Origin of the sequence: Vibrio sp. YMD68, from assembly GCF_029958905.1 — a bacterium.
In the GTDB taxonomy this organism is placed as follows: Bacteria; Pseudomonadota; Gammaproteobacteria; order Enterobacterales; family Vibrionaceae; genus Vibrio.
Genome location: NZ_CP124614.1, coordinates 2,473,385 through 2,491,242, shown reverse-complemented (window position 1 = coordinate 2,491,242; position 17,858 = coordinate 2,473,385). Strand labels below are relative to the sequence as shown.

Below are 17,858 nucleotides of genomic sequence, written 5' to 3'. Positions count from 1 at the left end.
ACACTCAGTATTTATTCATGACCGTTAATCAAAACTATCACTTTTTGGAAGGTAAACTCCATGACTACGAACCCTAAACCTGCGTATCAACGTATCCTGTTAAAACTGAGTGGCGAAGCGCTGCAAGGCGAAGAAGGTTTTGGTATTGATCCTGCAATCCTTGATCGCATGGCTCAAGAAGTAAAAGAATTGGTTGAACTTGGTGTTCAAGTTGGCGTAGTAATCGGTGGTGGTAACCTCTTTAGAGGTGCGGGTCTTGCAGAAGCTGGCATGAACCGTGTCGTGGGTGATCACATGGGAATGTTGGCAACAGTAATGAATGGCTTGGCAATGCGTGATGCGCTTCACCGTGCTTATGTTAATGCACGTGTTATGTCTGCTATCCCACTTAAAGGTGTCTGCGACGACTATAACTGGGCCGATGCAATCAGCCAGTTACGTCATGGTCGTGTTGTAATTTTTTCAGCTGGAACAGGCAACCCGTTTTTCACAACAGATTCTGCTGCATGTTTGCGCGGAATTGAGATTGAAGCTGACGTGGTTCTCAAAGCGACAAAAGTAGACGGTGTATTTACTGCTGACCCAGTAGCTAACCCTGATGCAGAGTTGTATGATACGCTGTCTTACAACACTATTCTTGAAAAAGAACTTAAAGTCATGGATTTGGCGGCGTTTACGCTAGCACGTGACCACAAAATGCCAATTCGAGTGTTCAATATGAACAAACCAGGCGCATTGCGTCGCGTGGTTATGGGCGAAACGGAAGGTACATTAATCAGCGACGTCGATTAATGTACGTATTACTATCACAAGTGTATGGTGGTAGTAGACCTTAGCTTAGAGCCCTAAATGGCTTTCCTATACTAAGAATGAAAATCAAGGTGAAATTGTGATCAACGAGATTAAAACAGACGCGCAAGAGCGCATGGAAAAAAGCGTCGAAGCGCTAAAAAATAACCTGACAAAAATTCGTACCGGTCGTGCACACCCAAGCTTACTTGCTGGCCTTTCAGTCGAGTACTACGGAGCACCAACGCCATTAAATCAGGTAGCGAACGTTGTAGCGGAAGATGCACGTACTTTGTCTATCACTGTATTTGATAGAGAGCTTGCACCTAAAGTTGAGAAAGCGATTCTCGCTTCTGATCTAGGTTTGAACCCAATGTCAGCGGGTACAGTGATTCGTGTTCCATTACCACCGTTAACTGAAGAGCGTCGTAAAGACTTAGTTAAAATTGTTCGTGGTGAAGCTGAAGGCGGTCGTGTTGCTATTCGTAATATCCGTCGCGACGCCAACGGTGATTTAAAAGGTCTTCTAAAAGATAAAGACATCTCTGAAGATGAAGAACGTAAAGCACAAGACGACATTCAAAAGTTGACTGACTCTGCGATTAAAAAAGTAGACGAAACGTTAGCTGTTAAAGAAAAAGAACTAATGGAAGTGTAAGTAAGCACTTTGATTGTCTCTAGAAGCGCTGTGTAAATGGCACAGCGCTTTTTTATTCTATATTCACTTCAACCCATCGAACAGCCTCTATGTTAAATACTCAGTTATCAACCGAAGCGCTACCTAAACACATTGCCGTTATAATGGATGGTAATGGTCGCTGGGCTGAAGCCCAAGGTAAGCCGAGAGTTTTTGGCCATAAGAATGGTGTTACCGCAGTTCGTAAGACCATCAGCACCGCAGCCAGACTAGGTATTGAAGCCGTCACGTTATTCGCCTTTAGCAGTGAAAACTGGCGACGACCGGAGGAAGAAGTCGGTGTATTGATGGAGTTGTTTATCACTGTATTATCAACAGAGATAAAAAAGCTGCATAAAAATAATCTTCGTTTACGTATTATTGGTGACAAAAGTCGCTTCAGTGAACGTTTACAGAAAAAGATCAGCCAAGCCGAAGAAAAAACGGCAGACAATACGGGCATGGTCATTAATATTGCCGCAAATTATGGTGGCCAGTGGGACATTACGCAGGCAATGAAAAAGCTTGCGAAAGAAGTTGAACAGGGGAAGCTCAGTTCAGACCTGATCAATGAAGATCTTATTTCATCTCATTTAACCATGTGCGATATTCCGGATGTTGATTTGCTGATCCGAACGGGTGGAGAGTGTCGAATCAGTAACTTTATGTTATGGCAATTAGCTTATGCAGAGCTTTACTTCACACCCATTTATTGGCCAGAATTTAGTGAAGATAACCTAATTGAAGCAGTGACTTGGTTTGTTAATCGTGAGCGCCGTTTTGGGTGTACAGGAAACCAAATCAAAGCATTGATGGAAAATTAATAAAGGATCCATTAGTTTGAAGCAACGAATTATTACCGCACTTATCTTAGCTCCCCTGGTGATCTTAGGGATTTTTGAGCTTCCGCTGTTTTTATTTGTCATCGCGATCGCGGCAGTTACTGGGATAGGCTTCTGGGAATGGACGCAATTTGTCGAGCACAAATCTCGTCTCCGTGCATTAGTTCCTTCATTACTCATCACCGCATTCAGCTTTGTTGTCATTGCCTTTGATGCAAAAAGCTTGAATGCGTTACTGCCTACGCATTATTTTGTGTTGGCGTTAGGCAGCGCTTGGTGGCTTTATGCCAGTGCGCTCGCGATTACTTACCCACGCTCTCGCCAATCTTGGCAAGCTTCTAACTTTTTAAGACACGCTTTTGGCTTGCTAACACTTCTTCCTTTCTTATGGAGCATTTTGATATTACGAGCTCAAGGTATTGAAACAGATGCCTATTATGGCGCAAAGCTTGTTCTATTTGTGTGCTTGATTGTCTGGGCGGCGGATAGTGGAGCATACTTTGCTGGAAGAGCGTTTGGAAAAAGAAAAATGGCGCCATCCGTCAGCCCAAACAAAACGATAGAGGGGCTCATCGGTGGAATTATTACGGCTATCATCGTTGGCTGGTTTACCGCGCAATGGTTTGGAATCGAATTTACGAGTTCCGCTTCTATGATAGTGATTACACTAATAACCGTGATTATTTCAGTGCTGGGTGACTTGGTCGAAAGTATGTTTAAGCGTGTTTCTGGCATCAAAGACAGCAGCAATATTATCCCAGGTCACGGTGGGGTTTTAGACAGAATAGATAGTTTAACGGCAGCGTTCCCTGTTTTTGCTTTTCTTTACTTCATCTTTTAATGAATAGGTAAGTGTTGACTTACCTCTCTAATTTACGGTTATAGCGATGCGTAAGCTGACGATTTTAGGCGCCACAGGCTCAATTGGTGCAAGCACATTAAAAGTGGTAGAGCAGAACCCCGAGCAATTCTCTGTGGTGGCTTTAGCCGCAAGCAGCAATGTGGATAAAATGCTGGAGTTGTGCCTTAGGTGGCAACCGAAATACGCGGTCATGGCGGATCTAAAAGCCGCCTCTTTATTGAAAGCTAAGCTATCATCTACCGCCCCTGGTATAGAGGTTTTAGCTGGGCCTGAAGCAACGTGTCACGTTGCTGAATTTAATGAAGTTGATACGGTTATGGCCGCTATTGTTGGGGCCGCTGGATTGCTGCCAACGATGGCAGCGATTAAAGCGGGCAAGCGAGTGTTACTGGCGAACAAAGAAGCCTTGGTCATGTCTGGTCAGCTTTTTATTGATGCGGTGAAACAGCATGGCGCAGAACTGCTTCCTGTGGATAGCGAGCACAATGCCATTTTTCAATGCTTGCCAAGTGAGATTCAAACAACCTTAGGCCATTGCGATCTCACACAGCACGGTGTTCAACATATCTTATTAACGGGCTCGGGCGGTCCATTTCGTTATACCGATGTCTCATCGCTGGTTAATGTCACACCTGAGCAGGCGATTGCTCACCCCAACTGGTCGATGGGGCCCAAAATTTCAGTCGATTCAGCAACAATGATGAATAAAGGGCTGGAGTATATCGAGGCGAAGTGGTTGTTTAATGCCAATCAGTCTGAACTGAAAGTGATCATCCATCCCCAATCGGTTATTCATTCTATGGTTCAATTTCGCGATGGGTCCGTGATCGCCCAGATGGGAGAGCCTGATATGGCTACTCCAATAGCATCGGCAATGGCTTACCCACAACGCGTGAGCTCCGGCGTTTCTGCTCTAGATTTTACCCGCCTTAGTGAGCTGACTTTCTTAGAGCCTGATTATTCTCGCTACCCGTGTTTGAAGCTGGCGATAGACGCTTGTTATGAAGGCCAGCACCTGACCACTGCGCTAAATGCAGCCAATGAAGTAACGGTTGAGGCTTTCTTACAACGACAATTAGGGTTTACCGATATCGCTCGAGTTAATGAAGCCGTCATGTCTAAAGTCTGTGCAACTGACTCTTATTCCGCGCCATTGGACTTGGAAAGCTTGCTTGAGGTAGATAAGATGGCTCGGGAAATGACGAATCAAATATTACGAGAGCATACAGCATGACAGGAATACTGTGGAATTTTGCCTCCTTTGTGATTGCGCTAGGCATTCTAGTCGCCGTGCATGAATTTGGTCATTTTTGGGTTGCTCGCCGCTGCGGAGTCAAAGTCGAAAAGTTTTCGATTGGCTTTGGCAAGTCTCTATGGCGTAAGGTCGGGAAGGATGGAACAGAATACAGCCTTTCAATGATCCCTCTTGGCGGCTATGTCAAAATGGTAGACAGCCGTGTTGATGAGATTCCCCCTGAGCAATACCATGTGGCTTTCGATAAAAAGCCGTTATTACAAAGAACAGCCATTGTCGCTGCTGGACCAATATTTAATTTCCTATTCGCTATTTTCGCCTATTGGGCGGTTTTTTTAATGGGTGTTCCCGCGGTTAAACCGGTGATTGGTGAAGTGACACCTTATTCTATTGCAGCGAAAGCAGGCCTAAAGCCGGGTATGGAACTTACCGCTGTCTCTGGCGTCAAAACTCGTGATTGGGAATCGGTGAATATGGGTATCATTGCTCATATTGGCGATGATAACTTAACGTTCACGGTATCGTCAGAAGAAGCTGTGGGCGTATCACAAATTAAGACACTTGATTTGTCTGAGTGGAACTTTGACCCAGAAAAGCAGTCTGCTATGGGGACATTAGGGTTTATGCCCTATCGACCAGAAGTTTCCATGACGTTGGCTAATGTTTCAGAGGGCAGTGCTGGTGCTCGTGCAGGACTGCAAGTGGGGGATACACTGCTTGCAGCAGACCAGGTTGAATTGAACAATTGGCAGCAGCTGGTTGAGGTCATTCAAAGTAACCCAGAACAACCGATTGAATTATTGATTGAACGAGACAATGAAAATCGTACTATCACATTAACTCCCGGTCGTCGCGATGATCACCAGGGCAAGTCGATAGGTTTTGCGGGAATCGCTTCGGAAGTCTCAGAATGGCCTGAAAAATATCGATTTGAACTGCAATATGGTGTATTTGAATCTATCAGTAAGTCGATTGAGAAAACCGGTCAGGTTATTAATTTAACGGCGACCATGTTGAAAAAATTGGTGGTCGGTGATGTCGGTCTCAATAATTTGAGTGGCCCAATTTCTATCGCAAAAGGGGCTGGTACAACCGCTGATTACGGGCTCGTGTACTTTTTAGGCTTTTTAGCGCTCATCAGCATCAATTTAGGCATTATTAATTTAGTACCATTGCCAATGTTAGACGGTGGTCATTTGCTGTTTTTTGCTATTGAAGCAATCATTCGTCGCCCAGTACCAGAAAAGGTACAAGAAATGGGTTTTCGAATCGGTGGTGCTGTTATTTTGTCATTTATGGCAATCGCAATTTTTAATGATTTTTCTCGCCTGTAAGCAAGGCTCAGGTTGTAGTGTAGTAAAGGAATAGCTAAGACAAATATGGCGATTAAAAAGATTCTGTTTGCAACGTTGTTAGCAACAAGCGTATCGGCAAATAGCGCAGAGAACTTTGTTGTTCAAGATATCAAGATCGACGGATTACAACGTGTGGCACTTGGTGCAGCGTTACTGCAGATGCCCGTCCGAATTGGCGATGAGATCGACAGTCAAAATGTTGCTGAGATTATTCAATCTCTCTATGCATCGGGTAATTTCGAAGATGTTCAAGTTTTACGTGATAACGATGTGCTCGTTATTCAAGTGAAAGAGCGCCCTACCATTGCCAGTATCTCTTTTTCAGGTAACAAAGCGATCAAAGAAGAGCAGCTTCAGCAAAACTTAGATGCTTCAGGTATTCGACAAGGTGAAGCACTTGATCGGACAACTCTCGCTAATATCGAGAAAGGTCTCGAAGATTTCTATTACAGCGTGGGTAAATACAACGCGACGGTTCAGGCTGTTGTCACGCCTTTACCGCGAAATCGTTCTGATTTGAAGTTTGTTTTTACCGAAGGTGTTTCCGCTAAAATCAAGCAAATTAACTTTATTGGTAATACAGTCTTTAACGATAAAGAGCTGGTCGGGCGTTTTAACTTGAATGTTGACGTTGCATGGTGGAACTTCCTCGCGGATGACAAATACCAGAAGCAAGTCTTGGCTGCTGATATCGAATCACTTCGCTCGTTCTATTTGGATCGTGGTTACTTGAAGTTTCAAGTAGACTCTACGCAGGTGGCAATCTCTCCTGACAAAAAAGGCGTATACATTACTTTAGGTATTAACGAAGGTGACGCTTATACGATTAAAGATGTTAGCTTCCGTGGTGAACTGATCGGTAAGAGATCTGAATTTGAAGAGATGATTCCGTTCGATTTAGGTTCGGTTTACAACGGTTCATCGGTTACCCAGCTAGAAGAAGAGATCAAGCGTGTTCTAGGTGAAGCCGGTTATGCGTATCCGCAAGTCAGAACCTTGCCCGATTTTAATGATGAAACGAACGAAGTTTCGCTAGTGATTGACGTCGAAGCGGGTAATCGTATCTATGTCCGTGATATTCGATTTGTCGGTAACAACTCAACGCGTGATGAAGTTTTGCGTCGTGAAATGCGTCAGATGGAAGGAAGCTGGTTAAACTCAAAATCAATAGAAACAGGTAAGACTCGATTAAATCGATTAGGTTTCTTTGAAACGGTAAACGTACAAACCGTGCGTGTTCCTGGAAGTGAAGACCAGGTTGATCTTGTTTATGATGTGAAAGAAGCGAACTCAGGCAGCATTAACTTTGGTGTCGGCTACGGTACTGAATCGGGTGTGAGCTTCCAAGTCGGTTTGCAGCAAGATAACTTTATTGGTTCAGGTAATCGTGTGGGCATAAACGCGATGATGAATGATTACCAAAAGAACGTCAGTTTAGATTACCGTGACCCGTATTGGACGCTCGATGGTGTCAGTCTGGGTGGTAAAATCTTCTACAACGAATTTGAAGCTTCTGAAGCGGGTATCGTTGATTATACCAATGAAAGCTACGGGGTCAGCATGACACTGGGTAGCTGGGCGAATGAGGTGAACTTTTTTGAACTGGGTGTAGGCTATACCCATAACAAGATCGGTAACTTATCGCCTTACTTGCAAGTTGAGCAATTCTTAGCGTCGCAAGCCAGTAATATTGATGATTCAGGCTCATTGAATACCAATGACTTCGATATTAATATTTCCTGGACTCGTAACCAATTAAACCGTGGTTACTTCCCGACTGCGGGTAATCACCAACGAGCATTTTATAAAATGACCGTACCTGGCTCTGACGTACAGTACTTCAAAGTTCAGTATGATATTCGCCAGTACTTCCCGTTGACGCAAAAGCATGACTTCGCCTTGTTGATGCGCGGTCGCTTAGGCTACGGCAATGGCTACGGACAAACCGATGGGCAAGACAATTTGTTCCCATTCTATGAGAACTACTACGCGGGTGGCTTTACTTCGCTGCGTGGTTTTGGGTCCAATTCAGCTGGGCCGAAAGCGGTTTATCGTGATTACTCTGGCTCAAATAATGGTACAGATACCGCGACAGATGACTCAGTAGGTGGTAACGCTGTTGCTTTAGCCAGCCTGGAATTGATTTTCCCAACACCGTTTGCGTCAGATGAAGTACGCAGCCAAATTCGCACGAGCTTATTTATTGATGCGGCAAGTGTGTGGGATACCGAGTTTGACTATCGTGATTCAGGTGCCGAATATGGCAGTGACTACTATTACGATTACTCAGATCCAACGAATTATCGTGCGTCTTACGGCGCAGCATTACAGTGGATGTCGCCGATGGGCCCTCTGGTCTTCTCGTTGGCATCACCTATTAAGAGTTTTGAGGGTGATGACGAAGAGGTATTCACTTTCACTATTGGCAGAACCTTCTAATAAAGGAAAATACTTTGAAAAATATCATGAAAGCGGCTGGTGTTAGCCTTGTTGTTTTAAGCACATCCATGTTTGCACACGCAGCAGAAGCAGCACAAAAAATAGGTTATGTTAATTCTGCTCAAATTTTTCAAGCACTTCCGCAACGAGAAGTGGTATTGCAAAAAATGCAAGAAGAGTTCAAAGATCGTGCAGCGGAGCTTCAAACGATTCAAGCTCAAGCTAAGACTAAAATAGAAAAGCTACAGCGTGATGGTGAATTGCTTGGCCAAGAGGAAGTTGAAAAACTTCGTATTGAGATTAGCCAACTAGAAAGCAACTTCCAAATCAAAGGTAAGTCGTTAGAGCAAGCGTCAGCACGCCGTGAAGCCGAAGAGAAACAGAAATTGTTTAAACTGATTCAAGACGCGGTTAATAAAGTGGCTGAAAAAGAAGGTTACGACCTTATTATTGAAGCGCAGGCTTTACAGTACGCGAAGCCTGAATACAATATTTCTGAAAAAGTTATCGACTCACTAAAATAATATGCTGAAACTAACACTTGCCGAATTGGCTACGATAACGGGTGGAGAACTGTATGGAGACGCAAGCGCTACTGTGTCTACCGTCGCTCCGATGGACAAAGCCGTTGAAGGTACCGTCACTTTTTTATCTAATGTTAAGTATGCCAAGCACTTAAATGATTGTCGTGCGACGGTTGTGATGGTGAAAGAAGCGCAGCGCGAACATTTTAAGGGCAATGTTTTGGTCGTTGACGATCCTTATATTGCCTTTGCAAAAGTGGCTCAAGCTCTCGATACCACGCCATCTGCTGCAAAAGGTATTGCACCTTCTGCGGTCATCGCTTCTGATTCCATCATCGGGCAGAACGTTTCTGTCGGTGCTAATGCCACGATTGAATCAGGGGTAACGCTGAGTGATAACGTGGTTATCGGTGCTGGCTGTTTTGTGGGTAAGAATGCATCCATTGGCTCTAACACTCAACTGTGGGCGAATGTTTCTATTTACCATAGTGTCTCTATTGGCAGTGATTGCTTAATTCAATCTAATACTGTTATTGGTGCTGATGGTTTTGGTTATGCCAATGAAAAAGGTGAGTGGGTCAAAATTCCTCAGCTAGGTACGGTCCGAATTGGTCATCGTGTGGAAATTGGCGCATGTACAACCATAGATCGCGGTGCGTTAGATGACACGGTGATTGAAGATAACGTTATTATTGATAATCAGATCCAAATCGCGCACAACGTGCACATCGGATATGGTACAGCAATGGCGGGTGGTACGATTGTCGCGGGCAGTACAACCATAGGTAAATATTGCATCATTGGTGGCGGAACGGTTATCAACGGGCATATTGAGATCGTTGATGGGGTCACTATCACCGGTATGGGCATGGTGATGAGAGGCATTTCTGAAAAAGGCATGTACTCTTCAGGTATTCCATTGCAGCCTAATCGTGAGTGGCGAAAAACGGCCACGCGTGTTCACCGCATTGATGAAATGAACAAACGTTTGAAGGCTGTCGAGAAACAATTGGAACCGAAAGCGGAATCCTAATTCCATCTTTCTAGGAAAAGGCTCGCGAAAAGCGAGTCTTTTTCGTCTATTATATTGAGCAAATAATTTTAAAGTTTTACGAAATAGGAATATGACTTTGACTACTGAAAATAAAACGATGAACATTACTGAAATTCAGGAGTTACTTCCTCATCGCTACCCATTCTTACTCATTGACCGCGTGACGGATTATGAAGAAGCAAAACACTTAACGGCGATTAAAAATGTATCAGTAAACGAGCCACAGTTCACCGGTCATTTTCCACAGCTGCCTGTATTTCCAGGTGTGCTGATTCTAGAAGCCATGGCACAAGCAACGGGCCTATTGGGTTTCAAATCGTTTGGTGCGCCAGCTGACAACGAGCTTTACTATTTTGCGAGTGTTGATAAAGCGAAATTCCGTAAACCCGTTGTTCCTGGTGACCAAATGGTGATTAAAGTTGAATTTATTAAAGAGCGTCGCGGTATTGCTGCCTTTAATGGTGTAGCGACTGTCGATGGTGTCGTGGTCTGTTCTGCTGAGCTAAAATGTGCTCGCCGAGAGTTCTAATATGATTCATGAAACTGCAAAAATTCATCCATCAGCGGTTATTGAGGGTGAAGTAACAATCGAAGCCAATGTGACCGTGGGGCCGTTTACCTATATTTCAGGAAACGTTGTCATCGGTGAGAACACCGAAATCATGTCGCACATCGTGATCAAAGGTAATACGACAATCGGTAAAGATAATCGTATTTTCCCTTACGCCATTATTGGTGAAGAGAATCAAGATAAAAAGTACGGTGGTGAGGCGACAACGGTGGTTGTTGGTGACCGAAATGTGATTCGTGAAAGTGTTCAGATTCATCGTGGTACAACGCAAGATAAAGCGACCACAGTGATTGGTGACGATAACTTACTTTGTGTTAATGCACACATCGCTCATGATGTCATTGTGGGTAACCACACTCACATCGGCAACAACGCCATTTTAGGTGGTCATGTTACCGTTGGTGATCATGCCGGCGTGATGGCTTTATCGGCTATCCATCCTTTTTGTTCTGTCGGTGCGTACTCTTACGTGGGTGGGTGTTCCGCTGTCGTGCAAGATGTGCTTCCGTATGTGCTTGCGCAAGGAAACCACGCAACACCATTTGGCTTAAACCTGGTCGGTTTGAAGCGTAATGGTTTTGAAAGAACAGAGATCAGAGCACTGCAGAAGGCGTATAAGGAAATCTACCGTGCCGGTAAAACGCTAGAAGAAGCGAAACCAGTATTGCTTGAAATGGCGGCAGAGTTCCCATCAATTAAGCCGATGATCGATATGCTTGAGAGTTCGGAACGCGGTATCATTCGATAATTGCGTTAAGAACATTAAGAAAAGATCGCTAAATTCAGCGATCTTTTTTATTTTAAGTATCAACAGAAAGGCCGTTGCTAAATCCAGTAACAATGACACAAGCCAACCCATTCCGAAAAATGTCTCCAAACAAAAGGTGCCACATAAATGACGACACACACTAACAAGCCCTTAAGAATCGGTATCGTTGCTGGCGAACTGTCGGGTGACACCTTAGGCGAAGGGTTTATTCGATCTATCAAAGCCCAATATCCTGACGCAGAATTTGTCGGTATTGGCGGTCCAAAAATGATGGCTCAAGGTTGTGAATCTTTGTTTGAAATGGAAGAGCTTGCCGTCATGGGGTTGGTTGAAGTGCTTGGCCGCCTGCCTCGATTACTGAATGTAAAAAAGGAGCTGGTTCAGTATTTTATCCAAAATCCAGTGGATGTTTTTGTTGGAATAGACGCCCCTGATTTCAATCTGAGATTAGAAAAAACACTGAAAGACGCGGGAATAAAAACGGTTCACTATGTCAGCCCTTCCGTGTGGGCCTGGCGACCTAAGCGTATCTTCAAAATTGATGCGGCAACGGATCTGGTGTTGGCATTTTTGCCTTTTGAAAAAGCGTTTTATGATCAATACAATGTGGCTTGTGAATTCATTGGGCACACACTGGCAGACGCTATCCCGCTTGAGAGTGATAAAGCTCAAGCAAGATCGTTGTTACATTTGGATCAAGACAGAAAGTGGCTTGCGGTTCTGCCAGGAAGCCGTGGCGGAGAAGTAGCCCTAATTGCCAAACCATTTATTGAAACTTGCCAGCGAATCCACAAAAAGCACCCTGATATGGGGTTTGTGGTCGCCGCGGTCAATAAAAAGCGCCGTGAGCAGTTTGAACGTATTTGGCAGGCTACGGCGCCTGAACTCGAATTTGTCATTATTGAAGATACGGCGCGTCATGTTATGACCGCTGCTGATGCGGTATTGCTCGCTTCAGGGACGGTTGCGCTGGAATGCATGTTGGTAAAACGCCCGATGGTGGTGGGTTACCAAGTGAACAAATTAACGGGCTGGATTGCTCAAAAGCTATCGATTACCGAATTTGTCTCGCTGCCTAATGTGTTGGCGGGGAAAGAGTTGGTTAAAGAGTTCATCCAAGAAGAGTGTCACCCTGACTTCCTATTTCCTGCTTTGGAAAGTGTGCTCGACAGTGATAACTCTGCGTTGATTGAAAAATTTACTGAAATGCATCAATGGATCAAAAAAGACGCCGATCAACAGGCTGCTAAAGCGGTACTCGCTTTGATTGGTAGAGTCTAACTAGCCGCTAACTTGCTATTTGTTATCGTTATTGAATACGGCTATTCATGAACCTGTGATAACTGGCGTTGAGCAATCAAAAAAACGTTTTAAAAGCAGCAAATCAAGACAGACGAATTGAGAACAAACATGGTCATTGCAAAGAAGAAAGCCGATAAAAAAGAACTGCCACCCTTTGAATACCCGCTGGGCTATCAATGCATTGCAGGTGTTGATGAAGTGGGACGTGGGCCGCTAGTGGGTGATGTGGTCACTGCCGCTGTGATTCTTGATCCCAACAATCCTATTGAGGGTCTGAACGATTCAAAAAAATTGTCTGAGAAAAAACGCTTAGCACTGTTACCAGAAATTAAAGAAAAAGCGTTAGCGTGGTCGGTCGGTCGCTGTTCACCACAAGAAATCGATGAACTGAATATCTTACAGGCGACCATGGTCGCGATGCAAAGAGCGGTAGCAGGACTCGCCATCAAGCCTGATCTCACCCTGATTGATGGGAATAAAGTGCCTAAACTCGATATGGATGCGCAAGCTGTGGTAAAAGGCGATTTACGCGTGGCCGAAATCAGTGCCGCCTCGATTATTGCCAAGGTTGTACGTGACCAAGAAATGGAAGCCTTAGATAAAATACATCCGCAGTTTGGCTTTGCGAAACACAAAGGATACCCGACAAAAGCGCACTTTTCGGCGATTGAAGAGTTTGGGGTGATTGAAGAACACCGTAAAAGCTTTAAACCTGTAAAAAGAGTTTTGGGATTAAAGTAGTCAGCCCCTTTATTCCTCTCGTCAATGACGTAAAATAGCGAAAGCTTCTACTCAATATGATATTAGCGGCATGAAAACAGAGCGATGCCGCTTAGGAAACCATCCATGTCAGATCCCAAGTTTATTCATCTTCGTGTTCACAGTGATTTTTCCATGGTCGATGGCTTATCCAAAGTCCCGCCGTTGGTAAAAAAAGTCGCTGAAATGGGCATGCCTGCTATGGCACTGACAGATTTTACCAACTTGTGTGGTTTGGTTAAGTTTTATGGAACCGCCCATAGCTGCGGGATTAAACCGATCATTGGCGCAGATTTTTCGGTTCGATCTAAAGAATTTGGTGATGAATTTTCTAAGCTGACCATTCTTGCGTCCAACAACATCGGCTACAAAAACCTCACACTGCTTATTTCAAAAGCTTATCTCCGTGGGCAAGTGCTTCACCAAACCGTTATTGATAAAGAGTGGCTCATAGAGCTGTCTGAAGGGCTAATTGTTCTCTCTGGTGGCAAGCATGGTGACATTGGTAAAGCCTTGTTGAAAGGCAATAACGAACTTGTCGAAGAGTGTGTTGCCTTTTATAAAACGCATTTTTCTGACCGCTTTTATCTAGAGTTGATTCGCACAGGCCGTGTGGATGAAGAAACCTACTTGCATTTTGCAGTAGAGCTAGCGGAACAGCGAGATCTTCCCGTTGTTGCGACCAATGAAGTGGTTTTTTTAACCGAAGACCTGTTTGATGCGCATGAAATACGCGTTGCGATTCACGATGGCTTTACCTTGGAAGATCCAAGGCGTCCGAAACATTACAGTGCTCAACAATATCTGCGTACTGAAGCGGAAATGTGCGAATTATTTGCAGATATTCCAGAAGCGTTGCAAAACAGCGTAGAAATCGCCAAACGCTGTAATGTTACCGTTCGTTTAGGGGAGTATTTTCTACCTAATTTCCCAACCGAAGGATTAAAAATCGAAGACTTCTTGATCAAAAAATCTCAGGAAGGATTAGAAAGACGTTTAGCGTTCTTATTTCCCGATGAGCAAGTCCGCGCTCAACGACGTCCTGAATACGATGAGCGTTTAGCCATAGAGCTTGAAGTGATCAACAACATGGGTTTCCCGGGTTACTTCCTTATCGTGATGGAGTTCATTCAGTGGTCCAAAGATAACGATGTTCCGGTTGGTCCTGGGCGAGGCTCCGGTGCGGGTTCTTTAGTGGCATACGCGCTTGATATCACTGACCTCGATCCACTTGAATACGATTTACTTTTCGAACGTTTTCTTAACCCAGAGCGTGTTTCCATGCCCGATTTCGATATCGATTTCTGTATGGATAAACGTGACCAAGTGATTGATCACGTTGCTGAAATGTATGGCCGTGATGCGGTATCTCAGATCATCACCTTCGGCACCATGGCGGCAAAAGCCGTTATTCGAGATGTTGGGCGAGTATTAGGGCACCCATTTGGTTTTGTTGACCGCCTATCAAAGCTCATTCCACCCGATCCAGGAATGACACTGACAAAGGCTTTTGATGCCGAACCTGCGTTGCCCGAGCTTTACAATAATGATGATGAAGTTAAAGAGCTGATTGATAAATGTCGTATCTTAGAAGGGTGTACCCGAAATGCAGGTAAGCACGCTGGTGGGGTTGTTATTTCACCAACGACGATTACAGACTTTGCTCCTCTTTATTGTGATTCGGAAGGGAACTTCCCGGTTACCCAGTTTGATAAGAATGATGTCGAAACGGCGGGCTTAGTTAAGTTCGATTTCCTGGGGCTACGAACGTTAACGATCATTGACTGGGCGCTAGGGCTCGTGAATCCACGTTTAGCCAAAGAAGGGAAAGATCCGATTCGGATTGACTCTATTCCCCTGGATGATCAAGCCTCATTTAACCTGTTACAAAACTCTGAAACGACGGCGGTATTCCAGCTGGAATCGCGTGGTATGAAAGACTTGATCAAACGACTTCAACCAGACTGTTTTGAAGATATTATCGCATTGGTTGCTTTGTTCCGCCCGGGGCCTTTGCAATCGGGCATGGTGGATAACTTTATCGACCGTAAGCATGGTCGGGAGGCAGTGTCGTACCCAGATGAAACGTGGCAGCACGAATCGCTTAAAGAGACGCTAGAGCCGACTTACGGCATTATCCTGTATCAAGAACAGGTCATGCAGATTGCACAGATCCTCGCTGGCTATACGCTTGGCGGAGCGGATATGCTGCGTCGTGCAATGGGTAAGAAAAAGCCAGAAGAGATGGCGAAGCAGCGTAGCATCTTTAAAGAAGGGGCTATCGCAAACGGTGTCGATGGTGAACTATCGATGAAGATTTTTGACCTAGTAGAAAAATTTGCAGGCTACGGGTTTAACAAATCTCACTCTGCTGCTTATGCTCTGGTCTCTTATCAAACATTGTGGCTTAAAACGCATTATCCAGCCGAGTTCATGGCTGCGGTAATGACGGCAGATATGGACAACACCGAGAAAGTGATCGGCTTGGTTGACGAATGTATCCGAATGAAACTCAGGTTACTGCCACCAGACATTAACGCGGGGCTATACCGTTTTAATGTGGATGAAACCGGCGCGATTGTGTATGGAATCGGCGCAATCAAAGGAGTAGGTGAAGGACCGATTGAAGCGATTTTAGAAGCAAGAAACAACGGTGGCCACTTTAAAGACCTGTTTGATTTCTGTGCGCGTATTGATTTAAAACGCGTTAATAAGCGAGTGATAGAAAAGCTCATTTACGCGGGGGCACTGGATCGATTAGGGCCGCATCGAGCCGCTTTAATGGCGTCACTCAAAGACGCAGTAAAAGGGGCTAGCCAGCATCACCAAGCAGAAGCATTTGGTCAAGGTGATATGTTTGGTGTGTTGACAGAAGAAGCGGATGTCATCGAGCATAAGTACACAAAAGTGGAACCCTGGCCGGAAAAAGTGTGGCTAGAAGGCGAAAGAGACACGCTAGGCTTGTATTTAACCGGACATCCGATCAATGCTTATTTGAAAGAGCTAACAAAATACACCAGCTGCCGATTAAAAGATGCAACACCGACAAGACGAGACCAATCCGTTACCATTGCAGGCCTTGTGATTGCGGCAAGAGTGATGACGACTAAACGAGGTGCTCGCATTGGTTTGATGACAATCGATGACCGATCTGGCCGAATGGAAGTGATGTTGTACTCAGATGCGCTTGATCGGTATGCAGAATTGTTAGAAAAAGATAAAATATTGGTCATTTCTGGACAGGTCAGCTTTGATGATTTCAATGGTGGTCTTAAAATGTCAGCGCGCGAACTGTTGGATCTAGGAACCGCCCGAGAGAAATATGCTCGAGGTCTATCGGTTTCCATTAATGAATCACAAATAAACAATCAATTTTTTGAGCGCTTTAGCCAAATTCTAGAGCCTCATCGAGCAGGGACCATCCCTGTCAATATATATTATCAGCGACTTGATGCCAGAGCTCGACTCACGCTTGGTACTGAATGGCGAGTGACGCCCAGTGATGTATTGTTAGACGAATTGAAACTGCTACTTGGTCGTAACCAGGTAGAACTCGAATTTAACTAAAAATTTAGCCTCATATAGGGCGCTAAGTAGAAAAGGATCAATAGATGAGCCTCAACTTTCTTGAATTTGAAAAGCCAATTGCTGAACTAGAAGCAAAAATTGAAGCTTTACGTGATGTATCTCGTCATGGCGGTGATACAGCCGTTGATTTAGATAAAGAAATTCAGCAGCTTGAAAAGAAAAGTTTAGAACTGAAAAAGAAAATATTCAGTGATCTTGGCGCATGGGAAACGGCTCAATTAGCGCGCCATCCACAACGTCCTTACACACTGAACTACGTGGAAAGTGTCTTTACTGAATTTGAAGAGTTGGCAGGCGATCGTGCTTTTGCTGATGACAAGGCGATTGTCGGGGGGGTTGCCCGCCTAGAAGGTCGTCCTGTTATGATCATCGGTCACCAGAAAGGCCGTGAAACTAAAGAAAAAGTCATACGTAATTTTGGTATGCCTAAGCCAGAAGGTTACCGTAAGGCGTTACGTCTTATGCAAATGGCTGAACGCTTTAAAATGCCAATTATTACCTTTATTGATACCGCCGGTGCTTACCCTGGGGTTGGCGCAGAAGAGCGTGGGCAATCTGAAGCCATTGCGAAAAACTTGAAAGTCATGGCGGGCTTAAAAGTGCCTGTTATTTGTAATGTTGTGGGTGAAGGCGGTTCTGGTGGTGCTCTTGCTATTGGTGTGGGTGACTACGTTAACATGCTCCAGTATTCGACATACTCGGTTATTTCTCCTGAAGGTTGTGCTTCCATCTTATGGCGTGATTCAGATAAAGCGCCACAAGCGGCAGAAGCGATGGGCTTAATCGCACCACGTTTGAAAGAGCTTGAGTTGATCGATGAAATTATCGAAGAGCCTCTGGGTGGTGCGCATCGAAATTATGCAGAAGTGTCAGAAAACATCAAAGCAACATTGATTAAGCAATTAGAAGAACTCGAGCAGTTTGATAATGACTCATTGTTAGAGCGCCGTTACCAGCGCTTAATGAGTTACGGCTACTGCTAATCCTTGCTTAGTAACGAACAAAAGAGCTAACTCGGTTAGCTCTTTTTTGTATCTGACGTTTGGTCACTGTGATGGCTTGACGTAAGATAT

At 44.6% G+C, this 17,858-nt stretch carries 15 protein-coding genes; all 15 read left to right on the top strand.

What is annotated here, in order from left to right; genetic code table 11:
* Positions 1 to 60: 60 nt before the first annotated feature.
* The 15 genes from pyrH (at position 61) to accA (ending at position 17,768) form a co-directional block, all read left to right on the top strand.
* Positions 61 to 792, top strand: a complete 732-nt coding sequence (gene pyrH, locus QF117_RS17330) for a UMP kinase (protein ID WP_282387180.1) — start codon at positions 61 to 63, stop codon at positions 790 to 792.
* Between the two features lie 97 nt (positions 793 to 889).
* Positions 890 to 1,447 (top strand): ribosome recycling factor, encoded by a 558-nt coding sequence (frr, locus tag QF117_RS17325; RefSeq protein WP_282387179.1) that lies wholly within the window; start codon positions 890 to 892, stop codon positions 1,445 to 1,447.
* Positions 1,448 to 1,536: 89 nt separating this feature from the next.
* Positions 1,537 to 2,289, top strand: a complete 753-nt coding sequence (locus QF117_RS17320; protein WP_282387178.1) for an isoprenyl transferase — start codon at positions 1,537 to 1,539, stop codon at positions 2,287 to 2,289.
* A gap of 16 nt (positions 2,290 to 2,305) precedes the next feature.
* Positions 2,306 to 3,148 carry a phosphatidate cytidylyltransferase gene (locus QF117_RS17315; protein ID WP_282387177.1) on the top strand — a complete coding sequence of 281 codons (843 nt, stop codon included), beginning with the start codon at positions 2,306 to 2,308 and terminating at the stop codon, positions 3,146 to 3,148.
* Between the two features lie 46 nt (positions 3,149 to 3,194).
* Positions 3,195 to 4,403 (top strand): 1-deoxy-D-xylulose-5-phosphate reductoisomerase, encoded by a 1,209-nt coding sequence (gene ispC / locus QF117_RS17310; protein WP_282387176.1) that lies wholly within the window; start codon positions 3,195 to 3,197, stop codon positions 4,401 to 4,403.
* The gene (gene rseP / locus QF117_RS17305; RefSeq protein WP_282387174.1) at positions 4,400 to 5,758 is read left to right on the top strand and encodes a sigma E protease regulator RseP; all 1,359 of its coding nucleotides are present in this window, start codon (positions 4,400 to 4,402) and stop codon (positions 5,756 to 5,758) included. The genes ispC and rseP overlap by 4 nt, the downstream gene beginning before the upstream one ends.
* Before the next feature lie 45 nt (positions 5,759 to 5,803).
* Complete coding sequence (gene bamA / locus QF117_RS17300; protein WP_282387173.1) at positions 5,804 to 8,218, top strand: outer membrane protein assembly factor BamA; 2,415 nt, start codon at positions 5,804 to 5,806, stop codon at positions 8,216 to 8,218.
* A gap of 14 nt (positions 8,219 to 8,232) precedes the next feature.
* The gene (locus QF117_RS17295) at positions 8,233 to 8,742 is read left to right on the top strand and encodes an OmpH family outer membrane protein (protein ID WP_282387171.1); all 510 of its coding nucleotides are present in this window, start codon (positions 8,233 to 8,235) and stop codon (positions 8,740 to 8,742) included.
* A gap of 1 nt (position 8,743) precedes the next feature.
* Entirely contained in the window at positions 8,744 to 9,775 is a 1,032-nt protein-coding gene (gene lpxD, locus QF117_RS17290; RefSeq protein WP_282387169.1) for a UDP-3-O-(3-hydroxymyristoyl)glucosamine N-acyltransferase, read from the top strand.
* 97 nt (positions 9,776 to 9,872) lie between these two features.
* Complete coding sequence (fabZ, locus tag QF117_RS17285) at positions 9,873 to 10,325, top strand: 3-hydroxyacyl-ACP dehydratase FabZ (protein WP_026026737.1); 453 nt, start codon at positions 9,873 to 9,875, stop codon at positions 10,323 to 10,325.
* A gap of 1 nt (position 10,326) precedes the next feature.
* Positions 10,327 to 11,115, top strand: coding sequence for an acyl-ACP--UDP-N-acetylglucosamine O-acyltransferase (lpxA, locus tag QF117_RS17280; RefSeq protein ID WP_017035076.1), 789 nt, complete (start codon positions 10,327 to 10,329; stop codon positions 11,113 to 11,115).
* 147 nt (positions 11,116 to 11,262) lie between these two features.
* Complete coding sequence (lpxB, locus tag QF117_RS17275) at positions 11,263 to 12,417, top strand: lipid-A-disaccharide synthase (protein ID WP_282387165.1); 1,155 nt, start codon at positions 11,263 to 11,265, stop codon at positions 12,415 to 12,417.
* Positions 12,418 to 12,546: 129 nt separating this feature from the next.
* Positions 12,547 to 13,179, top strand: coding sequence for a ribonuclease HII (rnhB, locus tag QF117_RS17270; RefSeq protein WP_282387163.1), 633 nt, complete (start codon positions 12,547 to 12,549; stop codon positions 13,177 to 13,179).
* Between the two features lie 105 nt (positions 13,180 to 13,284).
* Positions 13,285 to 16,764, top strand: coding sequence for a DNA polymerase III subunit alpha (gene dnaE / locus QF117_RS17265; protein ID WP_282387161.1), 3,480 nt, complete (start codon positions 13,285 to 13,287; stop codon positions 16,762 to 16,764).
* 44 nt (positions 16,765 to 16,808) lie between these two features.
* On the top strand, positions 16,809 to 17,768 hold the full coding sequence (gene accA, locus QF117_RS17260) for an acetyl-CoA carboxylase carboxyl transferase subunit alpha (protein WP_282387160.1): 960 nt from the start codon (positions 16,809 to 16,811) through the stop codon (positions 17,766 to 17,768).
* Positions 17,769 to 17,858: the final 90 nt, after the last annotated feature.

Coding starts and splice junctions, on each gene's coding strand:
- pyrH (WP_282387180.1), top strand. CDS start 61: ATGACTACGAACCCTAAACCTGCGTATCAACGTATCCTGTTAAAACTG.
- QF117_RS17320 (WP_282387178.1), top strand. CDS start 1,537: ATGTTAAATACTCAGTTATCAACCGAAGCGCTACCTAAACACATTGCC.
- ispC (WP_282387176.1), top strand. CDS start 3,195: ATGCGTAAGCTGACGATTTTAGGCGCCACAGGCTCAATTGGTGCAAGC.
- rseP (WP_282387174.1), top strand. CDS start 4,400: ATGACAGGAATACTGTGGAATTTTGCCTCCTTTGTGATTGCGCTAGGC.
- bamA (WP_282387173.1), top strand. CDS start 5,804: ATGGCGATTAAAAAGATTCTGTTTGCAACGTTGTTAGCAACAAGCGTA.
- lpxD (WP_282387169.1), top strand. CDS start 8,744: ATGCTGAAACTAACACTTGCCGAATTGGCTACGATAACGGGTGGAGAA.
- lpxA (WP_017035076.1), top strand. CDS start 10,327: ATGATTCATGAAACTGCAAAAATTCATCCATCAGCGGTTATTGAGGGT.
- lpxB (WP_282387165.1), top strand. CDS start 11,263: ATGACGACACACACTAACAAGCCCTTAAGAATCGGTATCGTTGCTGGC.
- rnhB (WP_282387163.1), top strand. CDS start 12,547: ATGGTCATTGCAAAGAAGAAAGCCGATAAAAAAGAACTGCCACCCTTT.
- dnaE (WP_282387161.1), top strand. CDS start 13,285: ATGTCAGATCCCAAGTTTATTCATCTTCGTGTTCACAGTGATTTTTCC.
- accA (WP_282387160.1), top strand. CDS start 16,809: ATGAGCCTCAACTTTCTTGAATTTGAAAAGCCAATTGCTGAACTAGAA.